A 13,943-nucleotide genomic window follows, 5' to 3' on the forward strand; every position below is an offset into this window, starting at 1 on the left:
CCGGCGCGGGAACCGGACGCGTAGCGGCCGCCCTACGCGTGCTCGCGCCAGCCGTTCGTGATGGGCAGCCGGCGGTCCTTGCCGAAGCCCTTCGCGGAGATCTTGGTGCCCGGCGGGTACTGGCGGCGCTTGTACTCGGCCGTGTCCACCATCCGCAGGATCCTGGCGACCAGCTCGCGGTCGTAGCCGGCCGCGACGATCTCCCCGATCCCGCGGTCGCGGTCCACGTACAGCTCCAGGATCGCGTCGAGCACCGGATAGTCCGGCAGCGAGTCCGTGTCCACCTGGCCCGGGCGCAGCTCGGCGCTGGGCGGCTTCACGATCGAGTTCTCCGGGATCGGCGGGGTCTCGCCGCGCTCGGCGGCGGCCCGGTTGCGGTACTCCGCGAGGCGGAAGACCACCGTCTTGTAGACGTCCTTGATCGGGCCGTAGGCGCCGACGGAGTCCCCGTAGAGGGTCGAGTAGCCGACGGCCAGCTCCGACTTGTTGCCCGGGGCCAGCACGATGTGGCCCTCCTGGTTGGAGAGCGCCATCAGCATGGTGCCGCGCAGCCGGGACTGGAGGTTCTCCTCGGCCAGGCCGGTCAGGCCCAGCGACCCCATGTACGCGTCGAACATCGGCTCGATCGACACCGTACGGAAGTTCAGGCCGGTGCGCCGCGCCAGCTCGGCCGCGTCGCCCTTGGAGTGGTCCGAGGAGTACTTCGAGGGCATCGAGACGCCGTACACGTTCTGCGCGCCGATGGCGTCGCAGGCGATGGCGGCGACGAGCGCGGAGTCGATGCCGCCGGACAGCCCGATCAGCACGGAACGGAAACCGTTCTTCCTGACGTACGCGCGCAGGCCCACCACCAGCGCGTCGTAGATCTCCTCGTCGTCGTCCAGGCGCTCGGCGTAGCCGCCCGCCACCACCGGCTCGTACGGCTCCACCGGCTCCTCGGACAGGACCACCCGGTGGATGCGCAGGCCGTCCTCGACCACGCCCTCCGGGGCGTCCGCCCGGGCGGCGGGCAGGTCGAGGTCGACCAGGACGCAGCCCTCCGAGAACTGCGGGGCGCGCGCGATGACCGCGCCGTCGCCGTCCACGACGATCGAGTCCCCGTCGAAGACCAGCTCGTCCTGGCCGCCGATCATCGCCAGGTACGCCAGCGTGCAGCCGGCCTGCTGGGCCCGCTTGCGGACCAGCTCCAGGCGCAGGTCGTCCTTGTTGCGCTCGTAGGGCGAGGCGTTGATCGACACCAGCAGACCGGCCCCCGCGGAGCGGGTCGCCGGGACGCGGCCGCCCTCCTGCCACAGGTCCTCGCAGATGGCCAGCGCCACGTCGACGCCGCGCACCCGGATCACCGGCTGGGTGGTGCCCGGCACGAAGTACCGGAACTCGTCGAAGACTCCGTAGTTGGGCAGGTGGTGCTTGGCGAAGCGCAGCACCACCTCCCCGCGGTGCAGTACGGCCGCCGCGTTCTCCGGCGAGCCGGGCGGCAGGCCCAGTCGCTGCGCGGCCTGCTCGGCGCGGTCCAGGTACCCCACGATGACGGGCAGCTCGCCGAAGCCCTCGGCGGCGAGGCGCCGCGCGAGGCCGCGCAGCGCCTCGCGGGAGGCCTCGACGAAGGAACCGCGCAGGGCGAGGTCCTCGACGGGGTACCCGGTCAGCATCATCTCCGGGAACGCCACCAGGTGGGCGCCCTGCTCGGCGGAGTGCCGGGTCCAGTGGACGACCGAGTCGGCGTTGGCGGCGATGTCGCCGACGTGCGAGTCGATCTGATTCAGAGCGAGGCGTAGTTGAGGCACGGACCCACTCTAATCGTCTTACTGACGCGATGTCCTGGGCGCGCGCCCTGATCTCTAGCCGATGGGACCGCTGAACCGGGCGGCGGGGGCAGGGCTGACGGGGGAGACGTCCGCCGTGAGGTTCGTGGTGCCCTCGGGGACCTCGTAGGCGGCGGACCCGGTGGCGGTGGCGCCGGGCTGGATGGTGCCGGTGATCATCTTCGGTGTGTCGCCGTCGAAGACCAGCTTGCCTCTGCCGCCGTGCTCGTCGTGGACGGAGGGGATCGCGTAGGTCACGTTGACGGGCTGATCCGAGCTGTTGGTGATCTTGATTTCGATCCGCACCGCGTTGCCGACCTCGATGTACTCGTTCTTCGTGGCGTACTTCTTCGGCGCCGACAGGCTCACGCGGAGGCCGTTGGCGTAGCTGACGGTGCTGCCGAAGGGGACGGGGGTGCCGAAGCCCCGGCCGGAATCCGGGTCGGGGGCGGTGGTCTCGTCCGGGCCGAAGGGATCGTCCGGGTCGGCCGGCTGCTTCCAGTCGTGGTCCAGCCGGCGCTCCACGTGGTCCGAGGCCTTGTGGATGAGGGCCACGGTGAGGAAGTAACCGCCGACCGAGGCGAACAGGCCGAGGACGCAGAGGATCGTGGCGATCAGGGCCATCGTCTTGCGGGGCGCGCCGCGGGAGGCGCTGACCATGGCGGCGATGCCGATGCCGAGCCCCGTGCAGCCGAGGAGGGCGCCGAGCCAGAAGGCGAACGGGATGATGCCGAAGGAGATCGCGGTGAGGCCGAGGACGAGGGCGGCGATGGCCAGGTGGTTGGCGGGCGGCCGGGGGGCGGCGGGGTAACCCGGATAACCCGGATAACCCGGATAACCCGGATAACCCGGATAACCCGGATAACCCGGGTAGCCCGGATAACCCGGGTAGCCGGGCTGACCCGGGGAACCGGGCGGGGCGAAGGGGTTGGCGGCGGGTCCGGGCTGACCCGGGTAACCGTAGGGCGCGGCCCCGGGCGGCGGCCCCTGCGGCGCGGCGGGCGGCGGGGTGAGCGGCGCGAACGGGGCGGGAGCGGGCGCGGGCTGCGGGGCGGCGTCCTGCGGGGCGGGCGCGGGCTGCGGGGCGGCGTCCTGCGGGGCGGGCGCGGGCTGCGGGGCGGCGTCCTGCCGGGCGGGCGCGGGGGACTTGGTCAGGGAGAGGGGCTCCGCGGGCGGGGGTGCGTCCTCGGGTATCGGGTGCGCGGGCGCGTCCTGCGCGGGCGTGACCTCGGGAGCGTCCTGCGGGGTCTTGGCCAGGGACAGCGGTTCGGCCGGCCGCGCGGACTCCTCCGGTACGGGGGTCCCCGAAGGCTCCGGCGGCGGGTCGCTCGGGCTGCTGCTCGGCGGGTTCGGGGGCGTAGTCATACCTGGGGCGTCCTTCGGAACGGCGGTGGCGGTGCCCCGCGGCGGCGGCCGACGCGGTGATCACCTACCCTGCCACGCCCCCCGACCCCCTCCAACCGCTTTCGGCCCCCGCGCCCGGCAGCTCCGCTCCCCGGGAACGGGCGCGGCCCCGCCTAGGATGAACCGCACCATGTCGCCCAACGGCCCGCCCCCGCACCGCGCCTTGCCCGGCGTCCGGTCCGTCGCCGTGCTCGTCGGCCTCGGCGGCGCCGCCTACACCGCCTGGGTGCTCGAAGTCGTGCTGTCCACCGGCCTCGACCCCGTCGAGACCTACGTCAGCGAACTCGCCGCCCGGGACCAGCCCCTGGGCGGCCTCTTCAGGGCCACCGACTTCACCGCCGGACTGCTCGTCCTGTGCGGCGGACTGCTCGCCCTGCTCCGGCTCGTCCGCCACCCCGACGCGCGGCGCCCCTGGGCGGTCGTCGGCTGGGCGGGGGTCACCGTGTTCGGCGCCGCCACCGCCGCCGACGCCTGGCTCCCGTTGAGCTGCGCGCCGACCGTGGACCCCGAGTGCGCCTCCCGGGAGACCGCCGGGCTGGTGCCGGCCACCCATCAGGCCCACGCCGTCAGCAGCGGCCTCGCCATGGCCGGCGCGCTCACCGCGATGGTGGCCCTCACCGTCGCCGCCCGCCGCTACCGCCGCCCGGCCCCGCTCGCCCGGTACGGGCCCGTGCTCGTCGCGCTGGAACTCCTCGCCACCTGCTGGACGCTGTCGGCCATCGCCCTGTTCACGGCCGGGCGCGGGACGTGGGCCCTGGGCGCCGGACAGCGGCTCCAAGTGCTGCTGGTCGCGTCCTGGCTGGGGCTGCTGGCGTACTCCGTGCACCGGGAGCGGCGGACGTGACCGGGCCCGGGCTGTTCCTGCGCCCGGCCGGGGGCGACGGGGTCGCGCTGCACGCCGTCGTCGAGGGGAGCGGCCCCGTCGTCGTGCTCAGCGCCGGGCTGGCGATGGCCTGGTTCGACTGGGACCCCGTCGCCCGGCTGCTCGTGGCCGCCGGCCGGACCGTCGTCCGCTTCGACCGGCCCGGACACGGGCTCAGCGGCCCGGCCGTGGCCCCGCCGAGCGCCGCGGGGGAGGCGCACCGGATCGCCGCGCTGCTGGACGCGCTGGACCTGCCCGCCGCGGGGCCCGTCACCGTCGTCGGGCACTCGCTCGCGGGGTTCCACGCCGAGGCCTTCGCCCGCCTCCACCCCGGCCGCACCGCCGCCCTCGTCCTGGTCGACTCCAGCATCGAGGAGGTCCCCCCTGCGGTCCGGGGCGCTGGCCTGCGCACCGGCGCCGCCCGCCTGCTGGGCCGCGCCGCGTGCGCCGCCGGACTCCCGGCCGCGCTGGGTCCGGCGGCGCGCCGCGCGGGGGTCCGGGCCGGGCGGGCCGGCGGTGCGGGCGAGCCGGCGGCACGTGACCTCGTACGCCGCTGCTACCGCGGCACCCGTGTCTGGCGCGGGGCCCTGCTGGAGTACGTCCGCTACCCCGAGGTGGCCACCGAACTGCTCGCGCTGCGGGCCACGCGTCCGACGGCCGCCCCCGTCACGGTCCTGGCGGCGTACGACCCGGCGGGCGGGCGCGGGGCCCTGCGCTGGCGGGCCCGGCAGGCCGCACTCGCGGACCGGCTCGGGGCCCGCTTCGAGGTCGCGGAGCCGGCCGGGCACCTGGTCATGCTGGACCGCCCGCACCAGGTGGCACGGGCGGTCCTGCGAGCGCCGTGGACCGGTCCCGCCGGTCCCGCCGGTCAGCGCCGGGCGTAGACCTTCTCGACGAAGCCGGCGATCTGCTCCTCCGAGAGGTTCTGGGCCAGGTCCGCCTCGCTGATCATGCCGACCAGCCTCTTGTCCTGGATCACCGGGAGCCGCTTGATCTGATGGCTCTCCATCTCGTCCAGCACCTCGGAGATGTCCGCTCGGGCGTCGATCCACCGCGGCGTCCCCTGGCAGAGGTCACCGCAGGTGACAATGGACGGGTCGTGCCCCTTGGCCACGCACGACACCACGATGTCGCGGTCCGTGATGATGCCGCAGAGGCGTTCGTTCTCGTCGCTGACGGGCAGGGCGCCCACGTTGAGCCGGGCCATCAGCTGCGCGGCCCGGTCCAGGGTTTCGGTGGCCGGGATCCACTGGGCCCCGGGGTGCATGATGTCTGCGGCGGTCGTCATCGCGTGTACCTCCTGAGCGCGCCGTACGGGCGGGCGCGGACGCACCCGCCGCGGCGTCCCCATCGTCGTCCGGCCGGACGGACTACGCGACCCCACCCGAAAGGGCTGCGCCCGAACGGGTGAGGGGCCCGACGAAAGGCCAGGTGGGAGGCGGGACCGGGCCCGCCCCACAGGGCATCGGCCGAGGGCGCCTCCCACCACCGTACGGGCGTCACCCCTCACTCGCGCGGCGCGGCCCCGCGCTGCTTCAGCATGTCGGCCATCAAGGCCAGCTCCGAGCGCTGCGCCGCCACCATCCCCTCGGCCAGCTTCCGCTCCGCCGGGGTCGCGCACTGGCTCGCGCAGCCCTGGGCCATGGCGACGCCGCCCTTGTGGTGGTCGGTCATCAGCTGGAGGTAGAGCACCTCCGCCTCCCGGCCCTCGACCGAGCCCAGCCGCTCCATCTCCTCCTTGGTGGCCATGCCGGGCATCAGCGCACCGGGCTTGGTGGTGGCGCCGCCCATGTCGTGACCGGCCATGGCGTGACCGCTCATGTCGGAGCCGGCCATGTCATGGCCCGACATGCCGGACCCGTCGCCACCGCTGCCCATCCAGGACATCGGCGGTTCGTCCGCCACCACCTTCGGCAGCCCCCACAGGTCGAGCCAGCCCAGCAGCATGCCCCGCTGGTTGGCCTGGGTGTTGGCGATGTCGTAAGCGAGGCTGCGGACCGCTTCGTCCTGGGTGCGGTCCCGCACGACGAAGGACATCTCCACCGCCTGCTGGTGGTGCACCGCCATGTCCCGCGCGAAGCCCGCGTCCGCCGAGTAGAGCGCCGGCGCCCGGGAGGCGGAGGCCGGTCCGCCCTCCCCGTCGCCGCCGTTCGCGGCGGCGACCGTGGCCCCGACCGCGAACAGCGCGGCGACGACGACCGCCGCGCCCGCGCCCCAGTACGTCCGGGACACGCCGCGCCACCCCGGTGGCTGGGTCACTTTCCGGCCAGCCCGTTGGTGCAGGCCGCGCCCGGCTCGGGGGTCTGCGGGCCCTGCACGTACTTGGTGAAGAACTGCGCCACCCGGGGGTCGGCCGCGTTGCTCACCGTCAGCTGCTTGCCCCAGGCGCTGAGCATGATCACCCCGGCCTGCGTCTTGTCCGGGCTCATCAGCGTGTACGGGGTCTTGCGGACCTTTTCCGCCAGGGTGTCCACGTCGGCCTTGGCGGCCTTCTCGTTGTACGTCACCCAGACCGCGCCGTGCTCCAGCGAGTGCACCGCGTTCACCTCGGGCAGCGGGTTCGAGTAGACGTCGCCGTTGCAGTTCATCCAGCGGGGGCTGTGGTCGCCGCCGACCGGCGGGTTCATCGGGTAGCTGACGGGCGTCTCGACGTGGTTGCGGCCCAGCGTCTTGACGTCCCAGCTCTGCTCGCCGTTCACGGGCGCCTTGCGGGCCGCGGCGGCGTCCTTCTCCTTCTGCTTCTGGCTGATCAGCATCCAGGAGCCGAAGCCGATGAGGGCGGCGACCACCGCGGTCGACGCGGTGATCGCGATGATCTTGTTACGCCGGTCGCGTGCTTTCTCGGCGCGGCGCATCTCGGCTATGCGGGCCTGCCGGGCGGTGCTGTCGGGGGTGGTCTTGCCGGACTTGCTGGCCATGTGCCCTGTTTCCTTCTGGTGAGGGGGGTGGAAGGCGGTTCCGCTACAGGGGCGCACACCGGGGGGCGGCGCCCGGCGGCGTCAGGTCCGCAGTACCTGGAGGGCGTGCAGGTCGGGGGCGCGCGCCCGCTCCCCCGGCGCTCGGACCGGACCGTCGTACGCGGGGCGCGCGAGCGCCGTCACCACGGACCCCAGCGCGGCGAGCGCCGCGGGCGGGACGGGCAGTACGGCAGGGGGCGTCTCGGACCGGGGCGCGCAGCCGGGCAGCTCGTACGGGGCCACGCAGTCGGCGTGCGCCGGTCCGCGCCCCGGTCCGTAGGCCAGGTTGTGCGCCAGGTTGTGCGCCGGGTCGTACGCCCATGTGACGGCCGTCCGGGGCCCGTGGGACCCCAGGCTCCCGGCGCAGGGGAACGCGGCACCCCACAGCAGCACCCCGAGGGCGAGCGCGGCCGCCAGCACCGTCAGCGCGGCCGACCGGGCGGCACGCCGGGGCGGGGGACCCGTGTGGCCCCCGAGCTCCGCGTGCTTCCAGCCCCCCATGGCCGCAGATGGTAATGCTCATGACCGGTCCAGGGTCAGTGCGGGGGTGCCGCGAGCATTCAGGGGTGCGTAATGTGGCGGAAACCACGGGTGGCGATACTGGGCCGGCCCGACTGTGCTCCCCCTCCGGGGGGCGGTGGTGCACACGCCGTCTGAACTGCGAGGATGAAAGCATGGACAAGCAGCAGGAATTCGTCCTCCGGACGCTCGAGGAGCGCGACATCCGCTTCGTGCGCCTGTGGTTCACCGACGTACTGGGCTTCCTGAAGTCCGTCGCGGTCGCGCCCGCGGAACTGGAGCAGGCCTTCGACGAGGGCATCGGCTTCGACGGCTCCGCGATCGAGGGCTTCGCGCGGGTCTACGAGTCCGACATGATCGCCAAACCCGACCCGGGCACCTTCCAGATACTGCCGTGGCGCGCCGAGGCCCCCGGGACCGCCCGGATGTTCTGCGACATCCTGATGCCGGACGGCTCCCCGTCGTACGCGGACCCCCGCTACGTCCTCAAGCGCATCCTCAACAAGACCTCCGACCTGGGCTTCACCTTCTACACCCACCCGGAGATCGAGTTCTTCCTGCTCAAGGACAAGCCGCTGGACGGCACCCGCCCCGTGCCCGCGGACAATTCCGGCTACTTCGACCACACCCCGCAGAACGTCGGCATGGACTTCCGCCGCCAGGCGATCACCATGCTCGAATCCATGGGCATCTCGGTCGAGTTCAGCCACCACGAGGGCGCCCCCGGCCAGCAGGAGATCGACCTGCGCTACGCCGACGCGCTGTCCACGGCGGACAACATCATGACCTTCCGCCTGGTCATGAAGCAGGTCGCGCTGGAGCAGGGCGTCCAGGCCACCTTCATGCCGAAGCCGTTCTCGGAGTACCCGGGCTCGGGCATGCACACCCACCTCTCCCTCTTCGAGGGCGACCGCAACGCGTTCTACGAGTCGGGCGCCGAGTACCAGCTCTCGAAGGTCGGCCGCTCCTTCATCGCGGGCCTGCTCAGGCACGCCGCGGAGACCGCCGCCGTCACCAACCAGTGGGTCAACTCGTACAAGCGCATCTGGGGCGGCTCGTCCCGCACCGCCGGCTCGGGCGGCGAGGCCCCGTCGTACATCTGCTGGGGCCACAACAACCGCTCGGCCCTGATCCGGGTCCCGATGTACAAGCCGGGCAAGACCGGCTCCTCCCGCATCGAGGTCCGCTCGATCGACTCCGGCGCCAACCCGTACCTGACGTACGCCGTCCTCCTCGCGGCGGGCCTCAAGGGCATCGAGGAGGGCTACGAACTCCCGGCCGGCGCGGACGACGACGTCTGGGCCCTCTCCGACGCCGAACGCCGCGCGATGGGCATCGAACCCCTGCCCCAGAACCTGGGCGAGGCCATCTCCCTGATGGAGCGCAGCGAACTGGTCGCCGAAACCCTCGGCGAGCACGTGTTCGACTTCTTCCTGCGCAACAAGAAGCAGGAGTGGGAGGAGTACCGCTCCGAGGTCACCGCCTTCGAACTCCGCAAGATGATGCCGGTGCTGTGACATCCCGGGCCGGTGGCCGGTGGTCACCGGCCACCGGCCCGTTGCCGCCCCGGGTCAGCTGCCGGGCAGCTTCTCCTGCAGCCAGTCGAAGACCACGTCGCAGTGCTGCTGCGGGGCCATCGGGGAGCAGTGCAGCTGTGCGCCGGTGGCGGCGGTGAGCTTCACGTAGTCCTTGGGACCCGTCAGCCTGTCGAACATCTGCCGCGGCTGGCCGGGGTAGAACTGTTCGTCGTCGTAGTCGAGGACCAGCGCGGGCACCTTGATGCGGCCGACGACGTTCGTGATGTCCAGCGACTCGATGAGCTTCGCGGGGGTCCAGAAGTCCGTGAACATCGTGCCCTTGCGGGCGTCCAGCATCGCCGGCACGGAGAAGGGCTCGACGCGCTTCTTGATCGTCGCGGCCGCGTCCGGCGGCAGTGCGGGGACGACCTCCTTGTTCCAGATGGTGTTGGTCGCCTCCTTGTCCGGCGTCACGATCTGCCGGAGCTCGGCCGGAAAACCGAGCCACGGCGACAGGCAGCCGGGCATCGCCACCACGGCGGCGATCCTGTTCTCGAAGGCCGCGGCCCGGGGCGCCAGGTTCCCGCCCATGCTCAGCCCGGTCAGGGCGATCCTGCCCGGGTCCACGTCCGGGCGGGCCACGAGCCAGTCGACGAGCGGCGTCACGACGGTCTCCCAGCGCGGTGTGAAGACCACCTGGTCGACGAAGAGCAGCTGCCCCTGGCCCGGCCCGTCGTAGACCAGGGCGTTCCAGCCACGGGCCAGAGCGGCCGAGACGCCGTAGGTCCACATGTCGACGTCCTGCCCGTCGCTGCCGTTCGTGAGGATCACGGTGGGGCGCCGCTCGCCCGAGGTGTCCGGCCGGAAGAACCACACCGGCAGCGGCGTCTTTCCGTACGCGACCTTCGCCGCCACCGGAGCCGGGTCGCACAGCCCGCAGAACGTGTCCCAGGCACCGCGCCCGGACTCGTACAGCTGTTGCTCGCTGCCCGGATCGCCGGAGCCGAGGACGAAGAACAGCGCCTGGCCGTAGTACTGCGCGGCCCGCAGGGCCCGGAAGCGCGTGGTCTGCCGGTCGGGCTTGGCGCCCGGCGGCGGCGCCACGAGTTGACCGCCGAGTTTCTTGAAGGTCTCGGTGTACGTCCGGGAAGAGAGGCCGGCCTTGTTGATCGTGTTCACGGCGGTGAGTACCTCGCCCACCTCGGCGGCGCCGAAACCGGCCCCGCCGAGTGCCAGGAGCGCGTTGAAGTTGAAGGCCGGATCCTTGAAGAGGGTCATCACCCCCGGGGTGGGTCCGCCCGCCGCGGCGGAGGCCGACTCCGAGGGACCGGGTGCGGGCGCGTTCGCGGGCCGGGTGCCCGACGGCGTGCATCCGGCGGCCAGCACGGCGCCGGCCCCGCCGACGAGCCCGGCAAGCGTGGTGCGGCGGGTGGGGCCGGCGGTGCGACCCGGTTCGTACGTCATGGCAGCCGAACGTAGGAGCCGCACCCTCGACCTCCTGGCCCACGACACCCGCCGTTCCCCCGAACGGCGCTGCACACCGTGACCGGATGCCCCGACCACCCCGGACGCGGCGTCACGGGGCCGCCGCGCGCAGGCGCTTGCCCCGCCGGCCCAGCACCACCTTCACCGGGACCAGTACCGCCCACCACAGCTGGGCGCCCGTCGGGGAGACGAAGGCGAGCGGCACGGCGGCAGCGAAGACCAGCACCATGGACGCCAGGTCGAGCACGTCGTTGCGCGCCACCGGATCGGGCAGCGCCGTACTGCTCAGCCACGGGCGCTTCCACAGCACGACCGTCAGCGCGAGCTGCGCGGCTCCGATGGCCGCGACGGCGCCGGAGTAGACGGCCACCGACTGCGGCTGGTCCCCGTACTCGGCCAGCAAGGTGGTGGGGAAGGGCATCAGGGCGATGAGCCCCAGGTTCAGCAGTCCAAGCTTGATGACCGTTCCGTCCACCTCCCGCACGTACTGGAAGACCGCGTGGTGGCCCCGCCAGAACGCCGCGATGACCACGAAGCTGAGGGCGTACGCCCACAGGTGGGGCACCACCTCCCCCAGCGCGTGCGCGAAGCCGGCCGGGTCCAGTCCGGCGGGCAGCGTGATGTCCAGCGCCAGCAGCGTCATCGCGATGGCGAAGACGCCGTCCGACAGCGCGAGCACCCGGGCCGCGCTCCCCTCCTCGTCCCGCGCTCCCCGGTAACCGTTCACCGCGCCACCATAGGGTCGGATGTCCCGGAATGCCGTGACATCCGTGCGGTACGCGAAGCTCGACGCCGCCCGCTCCGGTCCGGGGCGGGCGGTCAGGCGTGGGGGAAGACCGCCGGGTGCCAGGTGGGGCGCGGGGCGCCGGTGGGCGGGGTCGTCGTGGTGTGGAGCGCGCCGTCGAGGCCGAGGACCGCCGTCGTCGTGGCGCCGGTGCGGTCGAGGGCGGCGGACGGGGCGCCGGTGTAGAGCATGCCGGACTCCGTCCAGGCGGGCGGGCCGCCGACCGAGGTGGTGCTGATGGTTCCGGTGTCGGCGCGGCCCGTCACCAGGCGGCCCGCGACGCCGACCGCGCCGTAGCCGGCCCGGCCGCCGGCCTCGCTGATGCTGGACACCTCCGGCTTGCCCGGGCCGGCCACGACCAGGGCGCTGCGGACCACGCCCGAGTCGGGGCGGCGGAAGTAGAGCCGGACGCCCGCGCCCTCGGGGGCGGCGGTGAGCGGGACCGTGGTGGCGGGCAGGTTCGTCTGGAAGGGCCCCTGGAGGGCGGCGTCCGGGGCGGCCTGGGTCCAGGCGAGTACGGAGGTGCTGGTGGTCGCGTAGAGGTGGCGGCGGCCGGCCGCGTCCACCGCCACGACCGGGTCGCTCTGCAGGTCCGCGCCGCCCAGGTGCTGCCAGTCGCCGAAGCCGCCCGAGGGCTGCTGGACGACGGCGCGCAGGGTGCGGTGGGAGTCGCGCAGGTACACCGTCAGCCGGCCGTCCGCGCCGACCACCGCCGCGGGGGCGCTGATCGCCGAGGTGCCGGGCTCGTCCGCCGCCTCGGGCGTGCCGAGCGACTGCCAGGCGCCGAACGGGCCCCCGGCCGCGGTCTGGGTGAGGGTGACGACGTCGCGGCGGTAGTCCCTGCCCTGCGCGCCGAGGGCGGTGCGGGTCGCGACGACGGTGACCCGGCCGTCGGGGAGGCGGGTGGCGAAGACGCCCGGGTCGATGCCCTCGCCGGGGAGCAGGGCCGGGCCGGTCCAGGTGCCGCCGGTTTCCCGGGTCCAGACGGCGAGCCGGCCGTCCAGTACCGCGAAGGCGTAGAGCCGGCCGAGGACGCCCTCGGTCATCCAGGAGGTGTTGTCGGCGCGGGCGTAGCGCAGCGACTGGGCCCAGTTGCGGCCGGTGGGGCTGCCGGCCACCTTCCGGTCGCCGCAGCCGGCGACGCTGCCGCAGTAGTTCTCGTGGTCCATCCAGGCGTAGGTCTTCAGATAGCCGATCTTCGTCTCGGCCGTCTGCGGGTCCAGCGCGTGCGGCAGGCTGCCGGTGTGGTAGCCGAGGTAGTTCTGGACCGTGAAGTGCGGGCGGTCGCTGATCTGGCGGGCGTACGCGGCGTACCCGGCCTGCACGAAACGGGCGCCGTACATGTGGTCCTGGTGGTCGGCGTACTTGCCGGTCAGCTTGTCCAGGCCGGGGGTCGGGTCCTGCATCCGTATCGTCGTCGGACGGTACTTCGTCAGGACCCCGGCTATGACCTGGACCACCTGGTCCTTGGTGTACGTGAACGGCTCCTTGACCGGAGTGCCCGAGGTCAGCTGGGCCTCCAGGGCGGGTATCTCGCCGTTCCACAGGCCGCGCAGGCTCTCGGGGGTCTGCGCCGTCGTGCTGCGGGCCTCGCGCAGCTGGAGCCAGACCAGGTTGATCTGCGGGTGGGCGAGGAGGATGTCGACTTCGGCATGGCCGCCGCCGACGGTGGGTATGACCGTGCGCTGCCACGCGCTCGTGCGGTCCCCGGTCGCCATCTGCGCGTAGGCGGAGCGGATGCCGTTCTGCCGGGCCTCCGCGTAGTGCGCGCGGTCGGCGGGCTGCTGCGGGTCCCTGGCGGCGCCGCCCGCCGCCTCGTTGCGGCCGTCGGCCTCGCCGGAGGTGAGGTAGACGGTGGTGACCGGGATGCCCGCGGCCAGGGTCCGGCTGAGGTCCGGGTTCATGAAGAAGAGGTCGTCGTCCGGGTGCGCCACGATCTGGACCACCGATCCCGCCGTGGTGCTCGCGGGTATCACGGGCGCGGGGTGCTTCTCCTGGCTGGCCTCGGCCGACGTCTGCTCGCCGGAGGCGATGGCGAGTACGCCGGTGGTGCCGACCGTCAGGACGGGCAGCAGGGCGGCGGCCAGCAGGAGGCGGCGGCGGGTCATGGGCATGGTCACGCCTTGGGGTCGTTCCGGGCGGGAAGAACCGCTAAGCGGTCACTCAAAGAGCGGTCACTCAAAGAGAGGTCAATCCGGGCGACTTGGTTCATCGATGTCGCCGATGACTCGTGCTTTCCGAAAAACGACCGGATGTGATTGTGCCTTGCGCGGGTCCGACCGCGGCAATTGCCCGCCATGCGGACGTGCTTGTCCCGTACCGTGGGCCAAGTTACGTCCTGTTATGAGGGATTGAGTGGTAAATGGGCGTATTGGGTGTTTTGGGTGGTTTTCCAGGCACCTGCCGAAGCGCCGCCCACCACGGTGACCGGCGCAAACGCGGCAACGGCGGCCCTCGTACCCCGCGTCGGCGCGCCCCGCCCGGCGCGCCTCCTCCCCGGGGCCTGTGAGGTTGTTCACGTCGGCCCGTCCGGCCCGCGTCGCCCGCGGGGTCCGCCCGCCCCCGCCGGCGGGACCGCCCCGGAATCCGCGCCGCATTCGCCCGCCACCC

Annotated in this window: 12 protein-coding genes; 3 read left to right on the forward strand and 9 right to left on the reverse strand. The window is 73.1% G+C overall.

Translation table 11 applies throughout. The features are described 5' to 3' along the window. Window positions 1-32: 32 nt before the first annotated feature. Complete coding sequence (locus ACZ4M3_RS14315) at window positions 33-1,787, reverse strand: NAD+ synthase (protein ID WP_467732358.1); 1,755 nt, start codon at window positions 1,785-1,787, stop codon at window positions 33-35. Window positions 1,788-1,841: 54 nt separating this feature from the next. Next, the gene (locus ACZ4M3_RS14320) at window positions 1,842-3,170 is read right to left on the reverse strand and encodes a DUF4190 domain-containing protein (protein WP_467732360.1); all 1,329 of its coding nucleotides are present in this window, start codon (window positions 3,168-3,170) and stop codon (window positions 1,842-1,844) included. Between the two features lie 169 nt (window positions 3,171-3,339). Here ACZ4M3_RS14320 and ACZ4M3_RS14325 point away from each other — a divergent pair, with 169 nt between their 5' ends. Then, on the forward strand, window positions 3,340-4,053 hold the full coding sequence (locus tag ACZ4M3_RS14325; protein WP_467732362.1) for a DUF998 domain-containing protein: 714 nt from the start codon (window positions 3,340-3,342) through the stop codon (window positions 4,051-4,053). Next, window positions 4,050-4,955, forward strand: a complete 906-nt coding sequence (locus ACZ4M3_RS14330) for an alpha/beta fold hydrolase (RefSeq protein WP_467732364.1) — start codon at window positions 4,050-4,052, stop codon at window positions 4,953-4,955. The genes ACZ4M3_RS14325 and ACZ4M3_RS14330 overlap by 4 nt, the downstream gene beginning before the upstream one ends. Here the strand turns inward: ACZ4M3_RS14330 and ACZ4M3_RS14335 are convergent. The 4 genes from ACZ4M3_RS14335 to ACZ4M3_RS14350 all read right to left on the reverse strand — a co-directional run bounded on the left by ACZ4M3_RS14335 (window position 4,940) and on the right by ACZ4M3_RS14350 (window position 7,529). Continuing rightward, the gene (locus ACZ4M3_RS14335; RefSeq protein ID WP_467732366.1) at window positions 4,940-5,359 is read right to left on the reverse strand and encodes a CBS domain-containing protein; all 420 of its coding nucleotides are present in this window, start codon (window positions 5,357-5,359) and stop codon (window positions 4,940-4,942) included. The two genes, ACZ4M3_RS14330 and ACZ4M3_RS14335, sit on opposite strands and share 16 nt — an antisense overlap. A gap of 218 nt (window positions 5,360-5,577) precedes the next feature. Beyond that, window positions 5,578-6,303 (reverse strand): DUF305 domain-containing protein, encoded by a 726-nt coding sequence (locus ACZ4M3_RS14340; protein ID WP_467732368.1) that lies wholly within the window; start codon window positions 6,301-6,303, stop codon window positions 5,578-5,580. A 23-nt stretch (window positions 6,304-6,326) separates the two neighbouring features. Then, window positions 6,327-6,989 carry a DUF3105 domain-containing protein gene (locus ACZ4M3_RS14345; protein WP_467732370.1) on the reverse strand — a complete coding sequence of 221 codons (663 nt, stop codon included), beginning with the start codon at window positions 6,987-6,989 and terminating at the stop codon, window positions 6,327-6,329. An 81-nt stretch (window positions 6,990-7,070) separates the two neighbouring features. After that, window positions 7,071-7,529, reverse strand: a complete 459-nt coding sequence (locus ACZ4M3_RS14350; protein WP_467732372.1) for a hypothetical protein — start codon at window positions 7,527-7,529, stop codon at window positions 7,071-7,073. Window positions 7,530-7,702: 173 nt separating this feature from the next. Between ACZ4M3_RS14350 and glnA the strand changes: the two genes are divergently transcribed. Beyond that, window positions 7,703-9,064 (forward strand): type I glutamate--ammonia ligase, encoded by a 1,362-nt coding sequence (glnA, locus tag ACZ4M3_RS14355; RefSeq protein WP_190182251.1) that lies wholly within the window; start codon window positions 7,703-7,705, stop codon window positions 9,062-9,064. A 54-nt stretch (window positions 9,065-9,118) separates the two neighbouring features. Here glnA and ACZ4M3_RS14360 read toward each other — a convergent pair whose 3' ends face one another. The 3 genes from ACZ4M3_RS14360 to ACZ4M3_RS14370 form a co-directional block, all read right to left on the reverse strand. After that, a complete protein-coding gene (locus tag ACZ4M3_RS14360; RefSeq protein WP_467732374.1) occupies window positions 9,119-10,528 on the reverse strand; it encodes an alpha/beta hydrolase family protein in 1,410 nt (469 codons plus the stop codon). 112 nt (window positions 10,529-10,640) lie between these two features. Then, a complete protein-coding gene (locus ACZ4M3_RS14365) occupies window positions 10,641-11,276 on the reverse strand; it encodes a TMEM175 family protein (protein ID WP_467732376.1) in 636 nt (211 codons plus the stop codon). 92 nt (window positions 11,277-11,368) lie between these two features. Further along, window positions 11,369-13,447, reverse strand: coding sequence for a PIG-L family deacetylase (locus tag ACZ4M3_RS14370; RefSeq protein WP_467732378.1), 2,079 nt, complete (start codon window positions 13,445-13,447; stop codon window positions 11,369-11,371). Window positions 13,448-13,943: the final 496 nt, after the last annotated feature.

Source organism: Streptomyces sp. NPDC026522, from assembly GCF_055567555.1.